General features: G+C 67.7%; 15 protein-coding genes. 9 read left to right on the plus strand and 6 right to left on the minus strand.

Features of this window, described 5'->3' with window-relative positions; genetic code table 11:
• Positions 1-33 precede the first annotated feature (33 nt).
• The 6 genes from dnaA (at position 34) to gyrB (ending at position 7200) form a co-directional block, all read left to right on the plus strand.
• Complete coding sequence (dnaA, locus tag ACZ5M6_RS00005) at positions 34-1446, plus strand: chromosomal replication initiator protein DnaA (protein WP_464159144.1); 1413 nt, start codon at positions 34-36, stop codon at positions 1444-1446.
• Between the two features lie 197 nt (positions 1447-1643).
• Entirely contained in the window at positions 1644-2762 is a 1119-nt protein-coding gene (gene dnaN, locus ACZ5M6_RS00010) for a DNA polymerase III subunit beta (RefSeq protein ID WP_054763870.1), read from the plus strand.
• 85 nt (positions 2763-2847) lie between these two features.
• Positions 2848-3969: a DNA replication/repair protein RecF gene (gene recF, locus ACZ5M6_RS00015; protein ID WP_464159145.1), complete on the plus strand. Its 1122-nt coding sequence runs from the start codon at positions 2848-2850 to the stop codon at positions 3967-3969.
• A gap of 33 nt (positions 3970-4002) precedes the next feature.
• The gene (locus ACZ5M6_RS00020) at positions 4003-4248 is read left to right on the plus strand and encodes a ribbon-helix-helix domain-containing protein (protein ID WP_464159146.1); all 246 of its coding nucleotides are present in this window, start codon (positions 4003-4005) and stop codon (positions 4246-4248) included.
• Complete coding sequence (locus ACZ5M6_RS00025; protein WP_464159147.1) at positions 4245-4574, plus strand: type II toxin-antitoxin system RelE/ParE family toxin; 330 nt, start codon at positions 4245-4247, stop codon at positions 4572-4574. Before ACZ5M6_RS00020 ends, ACZ5M6_RS00025 begins: the two co-directional genes overlap by 4 nt.
• Before the next feature lie 190 nt (positions 4575-4764).
• Positions 4765-7200: a DNA topoisomerase (ATP-hydrolyzing) subunit B gene (gene gyrB, locus ACZ5M6_RS00030; protein ID WP_152948855.1), complete on the plus strand. Its 2436-nt coding sequence runs from the start codon at positions 4765-4767 to the stop codon at positions 7198-7200.
• A gap of 144 nt (positions 7201-7344) precedes the next feature.
• Here the strand turns inward: gyrB and ACZ5M6_RS00035 are convergent, their stop codons facing one another.
• The 3 genes from ACZ5M6_RS00035 to ACZ5M6_RS00045 form a co-directional block, all read right to left on the minus strand.
• On the minus strand, positions 7345-10215 hold the full coding sequence (locus tag ACZ5M6_RS00035) for a TonB-dependent receptor (RefSeq protein WP_464159148.1): 2871 nt from the start codon (positions 10213-10215) through the stop codon (positions 7345-7347).
• Between the two features lie 251 nt (positions 10216-10466).
• Entirely contained in the window at positions 10467-11042 is a 576-nt protein-coding gene (locus ACZ5M6_RS00040; protein WP_182714194.1) for an HD domain-containing protein, read from the minus strand.
• 38 nt (positions 11043-11080) lie between these two features.
• On the minus strand, positions 11081-13219 hold the full coding sequence (locus ACZ5M6_RS00045) for a phosphocholine-specific phospholipase C (protein ID WP_464159149.1): 2139 nt from the start codon (positions 13217-13219) through the stop codon (positions 11081-11083).
• A 184-nt stretch (positions 13220-13403) separates the two neighbouring features.
• On the opposite strand from ACZ5M6_RS00045, the gene ACZ5M6_RS00050 reads away from it, so the two are divergent.
• Complete coding sequence (locus ACZ5M6_RS00050) at positions 13404-14123, plus strand: UTRA domain-containing protein (RefSeq protein WP_054766720.1); 720 nt, start codon at positions 13404-13406, stop codon at positions 14121-14123.
• A 12-nt stretch (positions 14124-14135) separates the two neighbouring features.
• Here ACZ5M6_RS00050 and phnX read toward each other — a convergent pair whose 3' ends face one another.
• Positions 14136-14936 (minus strand): phosphonoacetaldehyde hydrolase, encoded by an 801-nt coding sequence (gene phnX, locus ACZ5M6_RS00055; RefSeq protein ID WP_464159150.1) that lies wholly within the window; start codon positions 14934-14936, stop codon positions 14136-14138.
• A 2-nt stretch (positions 14937-14938) separates the two neighbouring features.
• Positions 14939-16066 carry a TIGR03364 family FAD-dependent oxidoreductase gene (locus tag ACZ5M6_RS00060; RefSeq protein WP_464159151.1) on the minus strand — a complete coding sequence of 376 codons (1128 nt, stop codon included), beginning with the start codon at positions 16064-16066 and terminating at the stop codon, positions 14939-14941.
• 71 nt (positions 16067-16137) lie between these two features.
• Between ACZ5M6_RS00060 and ACZ5M6_RS00065 the strand changes: the two genes are divergently transcribed.
• A complete protein-coding gene (locus tag ACZ5M6_RS00065; RefSeq protein WP_464160133.1) occupies positions 16138-17424 on the plus strand; it encodes a DUF5690 family protein in 1287 nt (428 codons plus the stop codon).
• Between the two features lie 278 nt (positions 17425-17702).
• Entirely contained in the window at positions 17703-19187 is a 1485-nt protein-coding gene (locus ACZ5M6_RS00070; RefSeq protein WP_464160134.1) for a DEAD/DEAH box helicase, read from the plus strand.
• Positions 19188-19289: 102 nt separating this feature from the next.
• Here the strand turns inward: ACZ5M6_RS00070 and ACZ5M6_RS00075 are convergent, their stop codons facing one another.
• Positions 19290-20642 (minus strand): OmpP1/FadL family transporter, encoded by a 1353-nt coding sequence (locus ACZ5M6_RS00075; protein WP_464159152.1) that lies wholly within the window; start codon positions 20640-20642, stop codon positions 19290-19292.
• Positions 20643-20714: the final 72 nt, after the last annotated feature.

Genomic DNA, 20714 nt, shown 5'->3' on the forward strand with positions numbered 1-20714 from the left:
ATGGCGGCGGCGAACGGCGTGGACGGATCGAACATGACGGATCCGAACCGCATCTGGAACGAGGCCTCGGTGCGCCTGAGGGCGGAAATCGGCGACGGCCCCTTCTCGTCCTATATCGCCCCCTCGGCCGTGCGGATGGATTCCGCCGGTCAACTGATCCTGGTCACCCCCACCGCCTACGCCCGCGACTGGGTTCGCAAGAACGCCCTGCGCCGTATGAACGAGCTGTGGCTGGGCCTGGACCGGCTGAACCGCCGGCTGGACGTCCGCTGCCGCGCCGAGGTGAGCTCGGCGCCCCCGGCCTCGGCGGTGATCGGCGGCAATGTGGTGGACGCCACTCCCCGTCTGGCGGCCCTGGCCCTTCCCACCGTCGCTCCCGTCGCCGACGGCGCCCGGGCCGTGCGCGCCGCAGGCCTGCAGGAGCGTCTGACCTTCGACAGCTTCGTGGAGGGTCAGGGCAACGCCTTCGCCCTGGCCATCGCCAAACAGGTGGCCAGCTGGGCCGACGGCCATTTCAACCCGGTCTTCTTCTGCGGCCCCTACGGCTACGGCAAGACCCACCTGCTGAACGCCATCGCCTGGGAGGCCCAACGCCTGCGGCCCGAGGCCAAGGTGGTCTATCTGACCGCAGAACGCTTCCTGTCGACCTTCGTTAAGGCGATGCAGGACCGTTCGACCGCCGCCTTCAAGGAAAGCCTGCGGTCGGCCGACATGCTGCTGCTGGACGACGTCCAGTTCGTGGGCGGCAAGGCGAGCACCCAGGAAGAACTGCTGTCCACCCTGACCGCCCTGATCGAGGACGGGAAACGGATCGTCTTCTCGGCCGACCGCGCGCCCATGGCCCTGACCGAGGTCGAACCGCGCCTGCGCAGCCATCTGTCCGCCGGCCTGACCTGCCCGGTCGAGGCGGGCGACCGGGCGCTGAAGATCGCCGTGGCCCAGAACCGTCTGAAGGCCCTGTCGGCCCTGGGCGTGGTTCAGGGCGAGGCCGCGCCCGAGGTGCTGGCCCAGCTGGTCGACCGCACCCCCGGTTCGATGCGCGAACTGGAAGGCGCCGTGAACACCCTGGCCGCCGCCGCCGGATCACGTCTTTCGTCCGTCTCTGTGGACGAGGCCTCGACCCTGCTGGGCGCCGCCCTGCGCGGCGGACCGGAACGTCGCATCACCGTCGACGAGATCCAGAAGACGGTCGCCGACCATTTCAACCTGAAACAGGCCGACCTGCTCAGCGAGCGCCGCACCCGTTCGGTGGCCCGCCCGCGCCAGATGGCCATGTATCTGTGCAAACAGCACACCACCCGCTCCTACCCCGACATCGGCCGTCGCTTCGGCGGGCGCGACCACACCACCGTCCTGCACGGCGTGCGCAAGATCGAGGAGCTGATGGCCCAGGACGACCAGATCGCCCGGGACGTCGAGGCCCTGACCCGCAAGCTGCGGGGCTGATTTCGATTGACGAGTGGTCGGCGGCGAAGGGCGAGCGAATAGAAAAACAACTCGTCCCGCCGATTTGCCCCCAATATCCCTCGTCACTCGCCAACTAACCGCTCGCCACTTCCTTGCTCCTTGCGCCCAATCCGCTAGTGTCCAAGGCCCTTTATCGTGGCGCTCCAGCCTGAGTCGCCGCATCCGGGCGAGACGATATGCAACTGACCATCGAACGATCCGCGCTCCTTAGGGCCCTGGGCCATGTGCAGAGCGTGGTCGAACGTCGAAACACCATTCCGATCCTGTCCAACGTCCTGCTCAGCGCGGGCCGTGACCGTCTGGCCTTCGCCGCCACCGATCTGGACATGGAGATGGTGGACGAGGCCGAGGCGACGGTGAACGTCGAGGGCCAGATCACCGCCCCCGCCCACACCCTGTACGAGATCGTGCGCAAGCTGCCGGAAGGCGCCGAGGTCTCCCTGACCTATTCGGGCGACGATCCCCGTCTGGTGGTCTCGGCCGGTCGGTCGCGCTTCAACCTGCCGGTCCTGCCGGCGGGCGATTTCCCGGTCATGTCGACCGACAGCGCCGGCGCCTCTTACGTCATGCCCAAGGAAGACCTGGCCCGCCTGATCGACAAGACCCGGTTCGCCGTCTCGACCGAGGAAACCCGCTATTATCTGAACGGCCTGTACCTGCATACGGTGGCCGAGGCCGGCGTGCCTCTGCTGCGCGCCGTGGCGACCGACGGCCACCGCCTGGCCCTGGCCGAGACCCCGGCGCCCGACGGCGCGGCCGGCGGCCCCGGCGTCATCGTGCCGCGCAAGACGGTGGATCAGGTCCGTCGCCTGCTGGACGACGCCGGCGGCCCGGTCGAGATCACCGTCTCGGCCCAGAAGATCCGCTTCCAGCTGGGCGAGGCCAGCCTGACCTCCAAGGTCATCGACGGCGCCTTCCCGGACTATCTGCGCGTCATTCCGCGCGGCAACGACAAACAGGCCGACATCGACAACGCCCTGTTCGCCAAGGCCGTCGACCGCGTGGCCACCATCTCGGCCGAGAAGAGCCGTTCGGTGAAACTGGCCTTCGACAACGACCGGGTGAAGCTGACCGTGCGCAACATGGAGGCCGGCCAGGCCGAGGAAGAGGTCGAGATCGGCTATTCCGACGAACCGTTCGAGATCGGCTTCAACGCCCGCTATCTGCTGGACGTCGCCGGCCAGATCACCGGCGAAAACGCCGCCTTCCGCTTCGCCGACCCGGCCTCGCCGACCCTGGTGCTCGATCCGGGCGATCCGGGCGTGCAGTATGTGCTGATGCCGTTGCGGGTGTGATCGAGTGGCGAGTGGTGAGTGATGAGTGGCGAGCACGACTCGTCCTGCTTTTCTCACCACTCGCCACGCGCCACTCGTCACCTCCTTGATCTCCTCCCTCACCCTCACCGATTTCCGCTCCTATTCGAGCGCACGGCTGGAGCTCGCCTCCGGCCCGGTGGTGCTTCACGGCCCGAACGGGGCGGGCAAGACCAATCTGCTGGAGGCGATAAGCCTTCTGACCCCCGGCAAGGGGTTGCGGGGCGCGACCGCCGCCGAGATGGGGCGGCGTGAGCCCGGCGAGGCGGTGGGCCGCCCCTGGGCCGTCATGGTGGAGCTGGACGACGAGACCCGTCTGGGCACCGGCGTTCAGACGGCCGGCGCGGCGCGGCGCATCGTCCGCATCGACGGCGAGACGGCGCAGCCGGGGCGGTTGCTCGACTATCTGCGCCCGGTCTGGGCCACGCCCGAGCAGGACCGGCTGTTCTCCGACGCCCGGGCCGAGCGGCTGAAATTCTTCGACCGTCTGGTCTTCGCCGCCGATCCCGATCACGCCGCCAGCGTTTCCGCCTATGAAAAGGCCCTGCGCGAGCGGCTGCGACTTCTAACCGACGCTCAGAACGGACGCGAGGCCGACCCCGTCTGGCTGGACGCCCTGGAGGCCCGGCTGGGGGAAGCCGGCGCCCGCGCGGCCCTGGCCCGCGTCGCCGCCCTGCACGCCCTCCAGGCCGCCATCGACGTCCGCCGCGACCGACCCTTCCCCCAGGCCGACCTGGGCCTGGACGGCCCCGCCGAACAGATGGCCGAGGCCGGCGCCGAAGAAGACGAGATCGCCGCCGCGATCCGCGAGGGCCTGGCCAAGGCGCGCGCCCGCGACGCCGCTGCCGGCCGCTCCCTGTTCGGCCCGCACCGTACCGACCTGACCGCCCTTCACCGCGAGAAGAACCGCCCCGCCGCCGAAGGGTCGTCCGGCGAGCAGAAGGCCCTGGTCCTGAACCTGATCCTGGCCCAGATCAGCCGCCTGTCACACCAGTCGGCCCGCCCCGTCCTGCTGCTGGACGAGGCCCCCGCCCACCTGGACGAGGCCCGCCGCGCGGCCCTGTTCGACGAGATCACAGCCCTGGATCTGCAGGCCTTCATGACCGGCACCGAACGCAGCCTGTTCGCCGGTTTGGAGGGCCGCGCCCAGTTCGTCCGCGTCGCCGGCGGGGCGCTGGAGCGCGACTAGTTTAAGCCCTGGGGTTCGGTTATTCTGAAGCCCATGGCCACCCTGACCCTCTCCCTGCCGGACTCGCTGAAGGCCTTCATCGACGCCCAGGTCGCAGACCAGGGTCTGGACGCAGACAGCGACTACGTCCTGGCTCTGTTGAAGCTGGAGCAGGAGAAGCAGCGTGTCCGCGACATGCTGATCGAAGGCCGGGACTCCGGTCCTGGAGAGATCGTGGACGCCGACTACTTCCGCAAACGCATCGACCGTATCGAGGCCGCGCGCCGGGGCGAAGGGTGACGGCGGTCGCGGTCCGGTCGCTCAGCAGCGCGGATCGTGATTTCGACGCCATTGTCGATCACTATATTCATACGGCGAACTTCGACGTCGCCGTCCGTTTCGTTCAAGCCTTGGACGCCGCCTATGCGGTGCTTGCCCAGGCGCCGGAGGCTGGCGCTCCGATTCTCGGCGCCGCAATCGGGCTTCCCGGTCTAAGGACCTGGAAGCTGAGGAGCTTTCCCCATCTGATCTGCTATACGCACGCTGAGCAGGTCTTGGTCTGGCGCATCCTTCACGCGCAGCGCGACCTCGCGGCGGCCTTGGCTGAGACGGCGTTTCCGAATTAGTTGAAGTCGGCGGGCCAAGCCCTTTTACGATCGCCGGCGGACCGACGCACAAACCCTGCGCCAACCGTCCGTTTCGCTCGCAATTCCTGCCGAATTTCCTATATCTTACCAGCTTCGGACGGCGCTGGGATTCGCGTCGTTCGTACCTTGCTTCGAAGCCCGCCGTCCGGGCGTCTCAACGACCGATTTCATGACCGATCCGATTGCCGAACAGCCCGAATACGGCGCCGATTCCATCAAGGTTCTCAAAGGCCTGGACGCGGTGCGCAAGCGTCCCGGCATGTATATCGGCGATACGGACGACGGCTCGGGCCTGCATCACATGGTCTATGAGGTGGTGGACAACGCCATCGACGAGGCCCTGGCCGGCCACGCCGACCTGGTCCAGGTCATTCTGAACGCCGACGGTTCGGTGACGGTGACCGACAACGGCCGGGGCATCCCGACCGACATCCACGCCGAGGAAGGCGTGTCGGCGGCCGAGGTCATCATGACCCAGCTGCACGCCGGGGGTAAGTTCGACCAGAACTCCTACAAGGTCTCCGGCGGCCTGCACGGCGTGGGCGTGTCGGTGGTCAACGCCCTGTCCGACTGGCTGGAACTGAAGATCTATCGCGACGGCAAACAGCACCAGATGCGGTTCGAGCGCGGCGACACGGTCAAGTCGCTGGAAGTCACCGGCACGGCGCCGATCCGCACCACGGGCGACAAGGCCGGTCAGCCCCTGAGCGGCACCGAGGTGACCTTCTTCCCCTCGATCACGACCTTCAGCCACATCGACTTCGACTTCAAGACGCTGGAGCACCGCCTGAGGGAACTGGCCTTCCTGAACTCGGGCGTGGTCATTCGCCTGGCCGACATGCGCCACGCCGAGCCGATCGACGTCACCCTGCACTATGAGGGCGGGGTCGAGGCCTTCGTGCGCCACCTGGACAAGTCGAAACAGCCCCTGCTGAAGGACGTCATCGTCATTCGCGGCAAGAAGGAGGGGATCGAGCTCGATCTCGCCCTGTGGTGGAACGACAGCTACCACGAGACCATGCTGTGCTTCACCAACAACATCCCCCAGCGGGATGGGGGCACCCACCTGTCGGCCTTCCGCGCCAGCCTGACCCGCGTCATGGGCGGCTATATCGAAAGCTCGGGCCTGGCGAAGAAGGAAAAGGTCGCCCCGACCGGCGAGGACGCCCGCGAGGGCCTGACCTGCGTCCTGTCGGTCAAGGTGCCGGACCCCAAATTCTCCAGCCAGACCAAGGACAAGCTGGTCTCCTCCGAGGTGCGGCCGGCCGTTGAGGCCCTGTGCTCGGAAGGCCTGTCCACCTGGTTCGAGGAACATCCGGTCGAGGCCAAGATGATCGTCGCCAAGATCATCGAGGCCGCCTCCGCCCGCGAAGCCGCCCGCAAGGCCCGCGACCTGACCCGCCGCAAGTCGGCGCTGGAAATCAGCTCCCTGCCCGGCAAGCTGGCCGACTGCCAAGAACGCGACCCGGCCAAGTCCGAACTGTTCATCGTCGAGGGCGACAGCGCCGGCGGCTCGGCCAAACAGGCGCGCAACCGCGAGAACCAGGCCGTCCTGCCCCTGCGCGGCAAGATCCTGAACGTCGAGCGCGCCCGGTTCGACCGGATGCTGTCGTCGGACCTGATCGGCACCCTGATCCTGGCGCTGGGCACCGGCATCGGCCGCGACGACTTCAACGCCGACAAACTGCGCTATCACAAGATCATCCTGATGGCGGACGCCGACGTCGACGGCGCCCACATCCGCACCCTGCTGCTGACCTTCTTCTATCGGCAGATGCCCGAGCTGATCACGCGCGGCCACGTCTACATCGCCCAGCCGCCCCTCTATAAGGTCTCCAAGGGCAAGCAGTCGCGCTACCTGAAAGACCAGGCCGAGATGGACGCCTATCTGATCGAGGAAGGCTCGTCCGAGGCCGAGCTGGACCTGTCCACCGGCGAACGTCGCCTGGGTCTGGACCTGCAGGCCCTGGTGCGCGAGGCCAAGGCCTTCAAGGCCGGGGTCGACCGCCTCAGCCAGCGCGCCCCCGCCTTCGCCATCGAACAGGCGGCCCTGGCCGGTCTGTTCACCGAGAACGCCGACACCGCCGAGGCGGCGTCAGCCGCCGCCGTTCGCCTGAACCTCTATGCCGAAGAAGGCGACGGCGACTGGACCGGCGCGCCGGGCGAACAGGGCGCGGTCATCTTCACCCGCACCCGCCGGGCCGTTCAGGAGACCATCGTCCTGGAAGAGACCCTGATCCGGTCGCTGGACGCCCGTCGTCTGGCCGAACGCGCCGCCGCCTTTGACGGCGTCTTCGCCGCCCCCGCCACCTATCGCCGCAAGGACAAGTCCACGACCATCCGCGGGCCGCTGGACCTGCTGAACGCAGTGCTGGACGCCGGCAAGAAGGGCCTGGCCATCCAGCGCTACAAGGGTCTGGGCGAGATGAACCCGGAACAGCTGTGGGAAACCACTCTGGACGCCAACGCCCGCACCCTGCTGCAGGTCTCGGTCGAGCACGAGGAAGACGCCAACGACCTGTTCGCCAAGCTGATGGGCGACGTGGTCGAACCCCGCCGCGACTTCATCCAGGAAAACGCCCTGGACGCCGCCGTCGACGTCTGACCCTCGGTCCCCTACCTCCTCATCGAAAAAAGCCGCCCCCGATCCTGCGATCGGGGGCGGTTCAGTTTGGCGTCAGGGTTTGACGGGCTGAGCGAAGTCCGGCTGGAGGGAACGTCCCCCAGCCGGTTTCGCCCAGGTTCTGGATCAGTAGGAATAGGCCAGGCGGACCAGGAAGTTCCGGCCGGGTTCCATATAGTCCTTCTGATAGGAGGGGCTCTCGCCCTTGGTCGTATAGTAGCGGTGGCCGTCCAGGATGTTCTGGACGTCGAAGTCCATCGTCAGGCCGGGACGGAAGGTGTAGCGCGAGTGGAAGTCCAGGCTCTTGTTGGGCTGGACCCATTTGTCCACGGCGTTATCGCGCAGGTCTTCGATATAGGCGCCCTGATACTGATAGGACAGCCGGGCTTCGAGGCCGTACTTCTGATAGGTCAGAGAGGCGTTGTAGATCAAATCCGGCGCCTGGATGAAGGAGATCTTACGCCCCCTGCGGTAGTCCAGACCCGTCTCGGCCTCGCTGACCTGGCGGGTCAGATTGGCCTCGACCCCGAAGCCGTCGAAGGGCGCGGCCATGCCCTCGAACGACTTGATCAGGTTCAGCTCGACGCCCGTGATCCGGGCCGTCTCACCGTTCTTGGGCTGAGTGATAGTGATCACGCCTTCCTGGGTGGGAGCATCGACCGCGCTGCCGTTGGTGAAGATGAAGTGGTCGATCTTCTTGTGGAAGACGCCGATCGACACCAGGCTGGAACGGTCGGGATAGTATTCCGCCGAGAGGTCCAGGTTCAGGGCCTCGGCCGGTTTCAGGTCGGGATTGCCCTGGCTGATGGAGACGATCTCGCCCAGGGTCTCGCCCGGCCTCGGCTTTGCCCGGCCGACGCTGACGCCACGCGAGATGTTGCTGAACTCGGGCCGGGAGAAGCTGGTCCAGATCGCGCCGCGATAGACGAAGTTTTCCGACGGGCGATAGACCGCCGTCACACTGGGCAGGACGTTGGTGTAGTGGCTGTCGGTGTCGCCGAAACCGCTCCGGTCGCCGTCATCGATCCAGTTGGTGTTGGTGACTTCCGTGTGTTCGACCCGCACCCCGGCGACTACGTCCAGATCGTTGAGCTGGAAGCTGGCCAGGCCGTAACCGGCGTAGATGGTCTCTTCGCCGCTCTTATCGCTCGAGTTCAGATCGGCGTAGGAATAGTTGACCGGATTGGCCTTCTGGGCGGCCTCGATGGCGGCGGTCACCCGGTCGCGGTTCAGGATGGCGCCGTAGTAGTAGCGGCCGTTCAGAACGTTGCGGACTTCGCGGTCGATCAGGCCCGACTGACCCAGGCTCTTGCCCGCCAGCGGCGTGTTGTCGAACGAACCGCCCCAGATCGGCGTGGCGTCGTATTCGCGTTCGGACCGCAGGATCTTCACGCCCGCCTTCAGATGACGGACGAGGCCTTCCATCTCATAGACGGCGTCGAACTTGAACGCCGTGCGCGCGTCGGTCTGTTTGTCGCGGCTGCGGCCGCCGCCGTCATAGGGCAACAGATTGGGATCGTTCTGCGCGTTCTGGGCGAAGGCCGGCAGTTGCGGCATGGGGAAGCGCGGATCATAGGACGACCACAAGAGGCCCGTCTGGTTGAACGGCGCCGAGCAGGCGTCGCAGTTGTACCCGATGGAGAAGCTGTCGGGTCCGCCCTTTTCGCCGGCGCTGTAGCTCAGATCATAGTCCAGGGTCAGGCGGTTCAGACGGCTCTGGCCGCCGAGGTTGATGGTGCCCAGGGTCGAGGTCTGGTCCAGGGTCTGGAAGGTGCGGGCGAACTGGAAGGTCTCGGGCTTCCACACGCCCGACCGGCCGAACAGGGACCAGTAGGACGAGCTGCTCTTGCGGTCGGCATCGGTGATCACGCCGTCGGCGTCGAAGTCTTTGATCTGCGCGGTGGTGTAGCTGTAGATGCGGCCCTTCTGACTGTCATAACCGATGACCGCATTGTCCGGCTGGATCAGGCTGGTGTCTTCCAGATCGACCTGTTGCAGGCGTTTGGTCTTGCGGCTGCGGAAGTCGGTGTAGTCATTGGTGCCGGTCCGTTCCAGACGGCTGTACTGACCGCGCAGATAGAAGTCGTTCGTGTCCCCGCGATAGTCGATCGAGAAGTTCCCGCCGAACCGCTCTTGCTCGATGCGACGGTAGTCCAGGTCGATGCCCGGCAGGTACATCGAACGCTCGTCGATCTCTTCGGTGCTGTTCCGACGCCAGCGATAGGGCTCCCACTCGCCGTCGTTTTCGGTCTCTTCGTTCAGGCCGTTGCTCTTGCCGTAGTTGAAAGAGACGAAGGCGCCGAAACGGCTGTCGGACGGCAGGCGGCTGGCGAAGTCCAGCTGGACCTGACCGGCGCCGTCCTTTTCATCCTGCTCGCGGGCGCGGTCGTTGATCCCATAGCTGAGGAAGGCGCGCGCCACCGGGCGGGCGAAATCGAAGGCCGTGGGGGTCTGGAAGTTGACGGAGCCGCCGATGGCGTCGCCGTCCATGTCCGGCGTCAGGGTCTTGGAGACGGTGATGCTCTTCAGGCCGTTGGGCGGCAGGACCGTCATCGACATCTTGCGGCTGTCGGGATCGGTCAGGGCGACCCGGACGCCGTTGATCGAATAGGCGTTGAAGGTGCCGGCCAGGCCGCGCACCGAGACATATTCGCCTTCGCCCGTCTCCTGGTTGACGACGACGTTGATGCCCGGCGCGCGGGCCAGGGCGTCGGCGACGTTGGCGTCGGGCAGCTTGCCCAGGTCGTCGGACGAAATCACGCTGGACACCACGCCCGAGCGGCGCTGGGCCTCGATGGCGTTGGCGGTGCTGAGGCGCTGGCCGGTCACGACGACCTCCTCCACCTCGGCGGGCGTGGATTGCGGCGCGGCGGTCTGGGCGTGGGCGACGCCCGCGACCAGGGCGGCGGAACCCGCCAGGAGGACGGCGCGCAGGCCGGTCCCGGCGGTGGTGTGACGATGAACGGCCCGTTCCTGGGCCATGAGATGACGCGACATGACTGTCTCCATTGATCCTGATGTGTGGTCAGATCGGCCGTCGAGGTCCGCTCAAGGCAGGCGTCAGCGATCAGCGACGCGCGGGCGCGCCCTGACTGCATCAACCGCTCGACCCAGACCCGGGCCGAAAACTATTGGATTGCGACGGCGCCGCCGGGACCGGCGGGCCGATGTCTTGTGCTCCGGCTATCCGGAGCGATGACGACTGGAACCTTCACTCATTCAACAACCCCCATTCGTTGAAATGAAAACTAGGCTTCCGCCCTGCGGTTGATCAGGTCGCAGAGAAGCTGGCGATAGGCCTCGAAACCGGCGACCTCGACGCCCTGGGCCTTGCCCAGTTCGTCGTAGCGGCGCAGCCGAAGGGCGGCCTCGGCCGCCGGCAAGGCCATGAATTCCTCCACCTCGGCCGGGCTCATCGGTCCGCCCTGCAAGGCCAGGCTCTGAAGCGAGGCGGCGCTCAGCCGATCGACATAGCCCGGCGCCGTGGCGGCCAGACACCGTTTGGCCGCCACATGCAGTCGGACCGGCTCGGTCACTTCAGGTCCAAAGGCGCGGGCCAGATAGCCGGCGCTGATGTGTTCGTGACGGGTGTCGATGCCCCGGTCGGCGGCGTCCTCGCCGGCCTTCTGCATCATGTGGCCGACGTCGTGCAGCAAGGCCGCCGCCACCAGGGCGGGCGGAGCGCCGTCCGCCTGGGCATGGTGCGCCGTCTGCACCGCATGCTCCAGCTGGGTGACGTCCTCCCCGTAATGCAGCCCGCCCAGCCGGGCGAACAGGTCCGAAAGTTCAGAGACGAAGGCGTCGGCGTCCACGGGAGAGGTCATCAAATTTCCGTCGTAAGCAGCGGTCGAAAGAGCGGGGGTCACAGGCGCATCCGCCCGATGGCCGGATCGGTGCGGCTGGGGCGGCCGGTCTCCACATGACCGGCCAGCCTCTGGATGAAGGTCGGATCATTCTCCAGGCTCACCGTCAGGTCGTACCAGTGGTCGCTGCCGCGCAGGTCCCAGGTCGATTGCGACGCTGCGCCGGGCCGGACGGTCAGCCGACGCCGCGCCTCGCCTTCGGACAGGGGATAGGCGGGGTCCATGTCCAGCACCGCCAGGGCGGCCTCCTCGCCCACGCCCGTCACGCCCACGGTCAGCACGCCCCTGGCGTCTGTGGCGATCATCACCTGCGGCTGGGGCTGGGCGGCGTCGCCGGCGAAGCGGCGGTAGAAGCCGTTGGGGCCGTGAACCATCAGATCATAAGGGCCCGGCCGGCCGGTGTTCCAGTGTCCGGCCGCGTAGGTCTCTCCGGCGGCGAGGGTGAAGCGCCAGGGGCCCGCGCGATCAGTGGCGTCGAACACCTGGAAGACCGCGCCGGTGCGGCCGCGGTTGACCAGGTCGATCCAGACGGCCCCGTCGGCGACGCGGGCCTGGGCGGCCAAATCATAGGGCAGAGGGCGGGCGCCCCGCTGCGGCCCGTCCTGAACGGCCGGAACCTGGCGCTCGGGAATCCGCAGGGTCGGCGCGGCCTTGGAGCGGGCCACGCGCTGCATGTAGTCGGCCGTGGCGGGCAGAGACAGGGCGGCCCAGTCCTGGTTCGGACGCGCGAAGTCGAAGGCCGACGTCAGGTCGCCGCAGACGGTCCGACGCCAGTCGCTGATGTTCTCCTCCCGAACGCCGAAACGCTTTTCCAGGAACTGCAGCGTCGAGGTGTGGTCGAACACCTCCGAACAGACGAAGCCGCCGCGGCTCCAGGGCGAGACCACGATTGCGGGCACCCGAATGCCCAGGCCCAGCGGATGGGCGCCGCGATGGGCCGGATCGGCGTCAGGCCCATAGACCTTGGCCTCGCCGGCGACCGAGACGGTGCTGTGGCCCTGGTCCGGCGTCAGGGGCGGCATCGGCGGCTGGACATGATCGTAGAAGCCGCCGGCCTCGTCATAGTTGACGATGAAGACGGTCTTGGAGAAGACCTCCGGGTGATCGACCAGGGCCTCGATCAGCTGGGCGCAGACGTGCTCGCCCTTGGACGGCTCGGCGTCGGGATGTTCCGACAGATCCCGCGCCGTCACGATCCAGGACACCTGGGGCAGGCGCCCGCCGGCGATGTCAGCGCGGAAGGCCTCCACCAGCTGCTCGCCGTCCGAACGGGTGCGGTCTGCGCCGGTCTTATGCTCCGACACCCAGGACCGACCGCGCTGATACAGGGGCGACTCCTTGGGGCAGGGCCGGAACGGCTTGAAGACCGACAGGATGTTGTCGCCGAAATTGTCGTACTCCTGATAGACCTTCCAGCTGACGCCCGCCGCCTGGAGCCGTTCGGCGTAGGTGGTCCAGTCATGCGGACCGCGCGCCATCTCCATGTCTTCGGCCATGTCGGCGCTGGGCGTCTCGTCCTCGCCGTAGTTGCTCATCTCCGGGTCGCCGCCGACCTTTCCGCCGCCGTTGCAGCCGGTCCAGAGGTGCAGCCGGTTCGGATAGGTCTGGGTCAGGGTCGAGCAGTGATAGGCGTCGCAGACGGTGAAGGCGCTGGCCAGGGCGTAGTAGAAGGGCAGGTCCGAGGCCTTGTAATAGGCCATCCGCTTGTGAAGCTCGCCGGAATGGCCCCACTGGTCATAACGGCCGCCGTTGACGATGGTGACGGCGGCCTTGTGCCCCTGGTCCGACCCGTCGACCGTATAGGCGTTGGTGGTGCGGGAATCCCCATGGAAGGGAATGACGAAGCCGTCGGGATGCTGGTCGCTGGGCTGACGCCAGACGCTGGCCCCGCCCGGCAGGCGTTGGGGGCGCGGATCGCCGAAGCCGCGCACCCCGTTCAGCGCGCCGAAATAGTGATCAAAGGCGCGGTTCTCCTGCATGAAGATGACCACGTGTTCGACGTCCATGATGGTGCCGGTGGCGTTGTTGGCGGGAATGGCCATCGCCTTGCGCACCGCGGCGGGCAGCAGGTTCAGGGCCGCGCCTGCGGCCACGCCGCCCAGAGCGCCCCGCAGGAAAGACCGACGATCATTTGACATGGATCAAATCCCCCTCTTCACTTTTGGTATAGACCAGAAGGGGTGTCGTCTTCGGCGAAATTTTCGTGAAGCTTGCGCGGCGGATGTCTGAACCTTCCGTAGAGGGACCCGGCTCGCTTGACCCGCAATGCTTGAATTCGCATCTTCCGACCGGGCGGGAATCGACCGTCGTTTGAGCGATTCCATGACGCAGCCGGACAGTCTCCATTACCTCGGGGTGCGCGACGCCATCGCCGCGCGGATCGCGGGCGGAGAGTTGAAGCCCGGCGAACGCCTGCCCTCCGAACGTCAGTTGCAGGTCGGCGGCGGCGTGGCGCGCGGCACGATCCGCGAAGCCCTGTTCCAGCTCGAGGCCGAGGGGGTCATCTATCGAAAGGACCGCAGCGGCTGGTACGTCTCGCCCCCGCCCGTCGTCTATGATCCGACGCGCTGGGAGGGTTTCATGTCCTATGTGGAGGCCCAGGGACGCCGGCCGACCACCGAAACCCTGAGCAAGACCGAGATCGCCTGCACCCCGGTTCTGGCGCCGATCTTCGGCCGACCGGTGGGGGCCCCCATGTACCGCATCCGCCGCCGGCGTTCGGTCGACGGCCGCGCGGTTCTGGTGGAGACCATCGTCGTGGACGCCGCCATGGCCCCGGACCTGCTCAGCCATCCGCTGGACGGCTCTCTGACCAGCGTGCTGAAGTCCGCCTACAACATCGCCGTGGCCCGCAACCGGGTGGACATGCAGCCCTGCGCCCTGACGCGCGGCGAGGCCGAGGCCCTTCAGGTCAAGTCGGGCCTGCCCGGCCTGAACGTGGTCCGAACCAGTTATGACGCCCAGGGCCGGGTGGTCGAATTCGACCGCGAATACTGGCGCCACGACGCCCTGAAGATCAGCGTCGACATCCGGGTGCGTTAAGCCCTCGGGCGATCAGGCCCGGCGCGCCGCCTCGGCCTCCAGGGCCGGGATCAGATCCGCCACCGTGTCGATGACCCGGTCGGCGCCCGCCTTCAGCAGACGATCGGCGGCTGCGGCCAGCCGGGCCGACCGTTCGTCCGCATCCAGCTCGGCCAGGGCCTGGGCCGTCAGCCCCGTCAGATTGCCGGACGCGGCGACCCCGATGGTGAAGCAGCCGGCGTTGCGCCCCTCGGCGATCCCCACCTCGGCGTCGTCCACCTTGACCACGCGCGACAGGGGCCAGACGCCCAGATCGGCGCAGGCCTTATAGATCATCAGGGGCGACGGGCGTCCCTGAGGCGTCTCATGGGCGCAGACCACCAGATCGGGGGCGTAACCCTGGTCGGCCGCGCGGGGTAGGACCGCCTGCATCATCTCGCGCGTATAGCCGGTGCAGGAGGCGATCTTCAGGCCCTCGCCCCGCAGCCGGGCCACGACCTCGGCGGCGCCGGGGATCAGGTCCGCCGTTTCCTGGGCCAGGCGGATCATCGGCTGCTGGAGTTCGCCCATGACCCGTTCGATCGCCGCCGTATCGGGCGCCGCGCCGTGCGCCGCCCGCCAGGCCCCATTGACGCGGGGCTGTTCGAACAGGGCCCGCACGTGATCGGCCTTGGCCCGGCCCATGTCCCGGCGCGCCTCGTCCTCCGTCACGGGCGTGTCCAAGGCGGCGAAGGCCTCCATCAGGGCCAGAACAGGGGCCCGGCTGCCGAAATCGACCATAGTGCCGGCCCAGTCGAAAACGACCATGTCGAAACTGTCGCGGATGGGGGTCATGGTCACGTCTCCTGAAACAGGTCTGCGATCACCTCTTCGCCGAAGGCGAAGCCGGTGGAGGCGCCGTTGCCGGCGGTGATGAGGGCCAGGCGCACGGCCGGGTGCGGCGCCGCGATCAGATCGGCCTGGGGGCCTCGGGCATAGGTTCCGGTCCAGCGCTGGAGCACCGGCGGGGCGGGCTGGCCGGTGGCGGCGCGCCATTCGTCCAGGATCAGCTGATCGACCGCCTCGCTGGCGAAGGGGTCCGGCGTGGCCGCGTCGTGGTGGCTGTCGCCCATGACCAGGGCGCCGTCGGCGTCCTGGACCGCGATCAGATGGACCCCGTTCGTCAGGGCCTGGCCCTGCTCCGCCTCCAACCGCGCGCGCAGGGCGGCCGCCTCCGGCAGGGCGGCGTAGCCGCCGTAGCGCACCAGGCCCAGGTCCGACATGACCGGAGCGGGCAGATTGAAGCCGGGCGAGGCCAGCCGCATCATCTGAAGCTTGCACCGGGTGACCCCCGCCTGGGCCATTTGATCGGGGAACAGGCTGACCAGGTCGTCGCCGGGACAGACAACGATCCGCTCGGCCTCCACCACGCCCCGACTGGTGACGAGGCGCGGCGGCTCGACGGTCTGGACGGCGGTCTGTCGCCGAAACGCGACGCCGAAGCGATCCGCCAGCCAGGCGGCCAGACCCGGGATGGCGATGCGGGAATCCACGCGCAGCTCGTGGGGGCTCCACAGGGCGGCGACAGTCTGGGGGCCGATGATCTGCGGCGCGCGCGCCCGCGCCTCCTCCCCCGTCATCAATCGACACCCTTCGCCCATTTCGGTGGCCGTGAAGGCCTCCAGCACGGCCGCAGCCTCGGGCCGGCGCACGGGCAGCCACAGCCCGCGTTGCAGGACCGGCACGTCCGCCTCGCGCGCCGCCTCATCCCAGATGGCGCGGCTGCGGTGGGCGCGGCTCCAGACCTTCCCCCGCGGCTGGCCCGTGACGGTGACGAAGCCGAAATTGCGGATCGAGGCGCCGTTGGCCTGGGCGTCGCGGTCGATCACCACGACCGACAGACCCCGCCGCGCGGCCGCCAGGGCGCAGGCCAGGCCGACGATCCCCGCGCCCACCACAGCGACGTCGTAGCGTCTCTCCGTCATCCTCGTCCTCGTCATCCAAGCGTCGCAGCAGTGGTCTAGACCACGCGAGTGCAACGGGATGATGTCAAATGATGAAACGGATGCGGTCGTGGCTGGCCCAGGCGAATCCTGTCGTCTTCGTCCTGTTCGCGGGTCTGGCGGGTTTCTGCGCCTATTTTTCCATGTACGCCTTCCGCAAACCCTTTACGGCGGCGACCTTCGACGTCGTGCCCGGATGGGACTTCGCCCTGGACTATAAGATCGCCCTGGTGATCGCCCAGGTCGCCGGCTACGCCCTGTCCAAGCTGATCGGCGTCAAGGTGATCGCCGAAATGCGGGCCGAACGCCGCGCCCTGGCCATCGTGCTTCTGATCGGGGCGTCCTGGCTCGCCCTGGTCCTGTTCGCGGTGACGCCGGCGCCGTGGAACGTCGCCGCCCTGTTCCTGAACGGCCTGCCCTTGGGCCTGATCTGGGGTCTGGTGTTCGGCTTCATGGAGGGGCGGCGCACCAGCGAGGTGCTGGGCGCCATATTGTGCGCCAGCTTCATCCTGTCTTCCGGCGTGGTGAAATCGGTCGGCAAGGCCCTGATGGAGCATCAGCACGTCAGCCCCTTCTGGATGCCGGCGACCGTCGGGGTGGTCTTCATGCCGCTGCTTGCCGTCTCGGTTTTGGCCCTGGCCGCCCTGCCCCCGCCCAGCCCCGCCGACGAGACCGATCGGGGGGCGCGCCGTCCGATGATGGCGCGGGAGCGGGCCGCCTTTCTGGCGCGCCACTGGCCGGTGCTGGTCCTGCTGATCGCCGCCTATGTGCTGCTGACGGCCTTCCGCGACCTGCGCGACAACTTCGCCGCCGAGATCTGGCGGGCCCTGGGCTATGGCGACGCGGCCTCGGTCTTCACCGCCAGCGAAGGACCGGTGGCGGCCCTGTCCCTGGTCGCCATGGGCGTCATGATCGCGGTCAAGAACAACGGCCGGGCCCTGCTGCTCATGCACGGGGTCATACTGGCCGGTTTCGCCCTGCTGGGCCTTTCCACCTTGGCCTTTCAACAGGGGCTGATGTCGCCGATCGCCTGGATGATCGCGGGCGGCGCGGGGCTCTATCTGGCCTACACCCCCTTCAACGCCATGCTGTTCGACCGGATGGTCGCCTATTCGGGCACGGTCGCCACCGCCGGCTTTCTGATCTACCTGGCCGACGCCACCGGCTATCTGGGCAGCGTCGCCCTGCTGCTGTTCAAGAACTTCGCCGTCGTGGACCTGCCCTGGCTGCCCTTCTTCACCGGCGCCGCCTATGCGACCAGCCTTGCGGGCCTGGTGCTGGTGGGGGGCTCGGCCCTGCTGTTTCTGCGCGGACGGCGGGACGGCGCCGCTTCAACTTGACTTTCGCGGCCGAAGCGCCCATTTGCGCTGCATCGCACAATCGCGATCTCCGGCGTCTCCAGCGCGTGTGGGTCCGCTTTCGGACCTGACTGTAGCAGCCGCCGGCTCCTCATATTCATTCGCTGCCCGGACACGCGGGGCGGCGCCCGATCCACCCCGCAAGCCTCGTCTTTGAGGCTCCGTCGGGACTGGCGGTGCGCGGCCCGACGGCGTCATGCCATGGCCGATGCGCGTCGCCGCACGCGAAAGAAACTGCCGTGAGCACCACCTTCGAATCCATGGGCCTCAACAAGGCCCTCCTCCAAGCCCTGGCCTCGACCGGCTACGTCAAGCCGACGCCGATCCAGGAAAAGGCCATCCCCGACGTCATGCTGGGCAAGGACTTGCTGGGCATCGCCCAGACGGGCACCGGCAAGACGGCGGCCTTCGCCCTGCCGATCCTGCATCGCCTGGCCGAGAACCGCACCCCGCCCGTGCCGCGTACCACGCGCGCCCTGATCCTGAGCCCCACGCGCGAACTGGCGACCCAGATCGGCGACAGCTTCAAGGCCTACGGCGCCCATCTGGGCTTCCGGGTCGCGGTCATCTTCGGCGGCGTGAAATACGGCGCCCAGGAACGCGCCCTGCAACAGGGGCTGGACATTCTGGTCGCCGCACCGGGTCGTCTGCTGGACCATATCCAGCAAAAGACCCTGGACCTGTCCTCGACCGAGATCTTCGTTCTGGACGAGGCCGACCAGATGCTGGACCTGGGCTTCATCAAGCCGATCCGCCAGATCGTCAGCCGTATGCCGGCGCGCCGTCAGAACCTGTTCTTCTCGGCCACCATGCCGAACGAGATCGGCAAGCTGGCGGGCGAACTGCTGAAGGATCCGGTCAAGGTCCAGGTCACGCCCCAATCGACCACCGTCCAGCGCATCGCCCAGTCGGTCGTCTATATCGAACAGGGCAAGAAGCGCGCCCTGCTGACCGAGATGTTCAGCGATCCCGAGTACAAGCGCTGCCTGGTCTTCACCAAGACCAAGCACGGCGCCGACAAGGTCGCGGCCTATCTGGAAGCCGGCGGGGTCGAGGCCGGCGCCATCCACGGCAACAAGTCCCAGCCCCAGCGTGAACGCACCCTGGAAGCCTTCAAGAAGGGCAAGCTGCGGGTGCTGGTCGCCACCGACATCGCCGCGCGCGGCATCGACGTGGACGGCGTCTCCCACGTGGTGAACTTCGAACTGCCGCACGTGCCGGAATCCTATGTCCACCGCATCGGCCGCACCGCGCGGGCGGGCAAGGACGGCACGGCCGTCAGCTTCGTCGCCGGCGACGAGATGAAGCTGCTGCGCGACATCGAAAAGGTCACGCGCCAGAAGATCCCGGTCGCGGACCGCCGCAACGACAAGCAACTGGCGGCGCTGGACGCCTCCATCATGGCCGCCGGCGTGGCCAAGAAGGCGACCCTGCCGGAACGTGAAGGCGGCGAGCGCAACGAAGGCGGTCGCGGCGGGCGGGGACGTCGGGTTCCGCACCGCGACGGCGTCCGTCCGGAAGGCGGCGGCCAGCCCCACCGCCAGCGCCGCAACCGCCCCGGCGGCGAGGCGGCGGCTCCCCGTCCGGAGAAGACCTACAACCCCCTGGCCGGCGAAAAGACGACCCCGCGCGAACCGCGCCCGTCCGATGCGCGCCAGCACGAGCCCCGTCCGGTCGGCGAAATGAAGCGCCGCCCCCGTCGCCGTCCCTCGAACGGCGGCAAGGGCTACGCCGCCAAGGGGTGATCCTCACCGCCTTCCCCCCGCCTGCGGGAGAGGGTCTGGAAAGAAAAACGGCGGCGCCTTTGCGGGCGCCGCCGTTGTCATGTCAGCCGGGGCTGAACCGACTTAGAAGTTCCAGGTCGCGCCCAGCGAGAAGCCGACGCCCGAACCCTTGGCCTCGCCCCGCAGGTTCGAGACGACCAGGCCGTTGTTGTACAGGTCGCGCGTGTCGTTGATCGTGGCCGTGTCGATGTCGATATAGGTCACGGCGCCGTCGAAGGTCATCGAACCGACCGTCTTGGACAGGCCGGCGGCGTACAGCCAGCGGTCGCCGTCCGGGATGCGGGCGGTGCGGTGATCGTCCGGCGTCGGGGTCGGGTCATAGCCCAGGCCGGCGCGGACCGTCATGGTCGGATCAATCTTGTAGTCGAAGCCGATCGCGCCGGTGGTGACGTCGTCATAGTCCTGAACGATGGTCGAGGATCCCGTGGCGCCGTAAGCGACGCGGATGGCGTCGAACTCGCTCCAGCCGATCTGATTGACCTGGGCGTTCAGGGTCAGGCGGTCATTGACGGCGTAGCGGGCCGAGACGGTGGCGAACCAGGGGGTGGTGAAACTGGCCGTGCCGTCAGCCGAGACGTTGGCGGGAGCCAGGACGCCGGTCAGGCCCGAGATGTTCACCGTGCCGTCCAGCTCGTGCTCGATCTTGGAGCGATACGACAGACCCAGGTCCAGCTTGCCGAAATGCATCTGGGCGCCGGCGTTCCAGCCGTAGTTCCAGCCGTCGCCTTCCAGCTGGTTGCGGCCGTCGGTCGACGGCGAGACGACATAGGCGGGCGACAGGACGGCCGGGATCGGCGCGTTCGGCAAGGCCGAGGACAGGGTGGCCTTGGCGAACTGAGCGTCGAAGCCGGCGCCGATGTCCAGCCAGTCGGTGACCGTCATGGCGGCGACCAGGCTGACGTTGGCCGAGCGCAGTTCCGACGTCAGGGCGTCGTAACGGGCGAAGTCCGTCGGCTCGTACTTGGTGGTGAAGTTGTACGGCGCCTGGACGGCCAGGCCGACGTTGAAGCGGTCGCCGATCGGCATGGAGACGGCGAAGTTCGGCACGATGCCGCTTTCGACCACCTCGTGGACGTGCGGGTCGCCGTTGACCGGATAGGTGCGGCTGACGACGCCGACGCCGGCGACCGGCACATTGTAGGTCAGGGTCGAGCCGGTGTTGTCGACGTCGGAATCCAGGACCAGGCCGTGCATGCCGACATAGAGTTCACGCTGGGTTCCGGCGATGGCGGCCGGGTTCCACCACAGCGACTGGACGCCCTTGTCGGCGCCGACGCCGGCGTTGGCGCGGCCCTGGGCGCGGGTCGATTGTTCCTGGACGTAGAAGGAGCCGGCCATGGCCGGAGCGGCGACGCCGGCCAGCAGGGCGGTCGTCAGCGCAATGCCGCCCGCGCGGGCGAAATTCCTGGGAGTCATAAAAGCCATTCCTATAGTTCAGCCCCCGCCATTTACGCGGCGGTGGGTATCGGGGAGGTCGATCGCACGGCA

This window comes from Brevundimonas sp. Br13 (assembly GCF_055391505.1).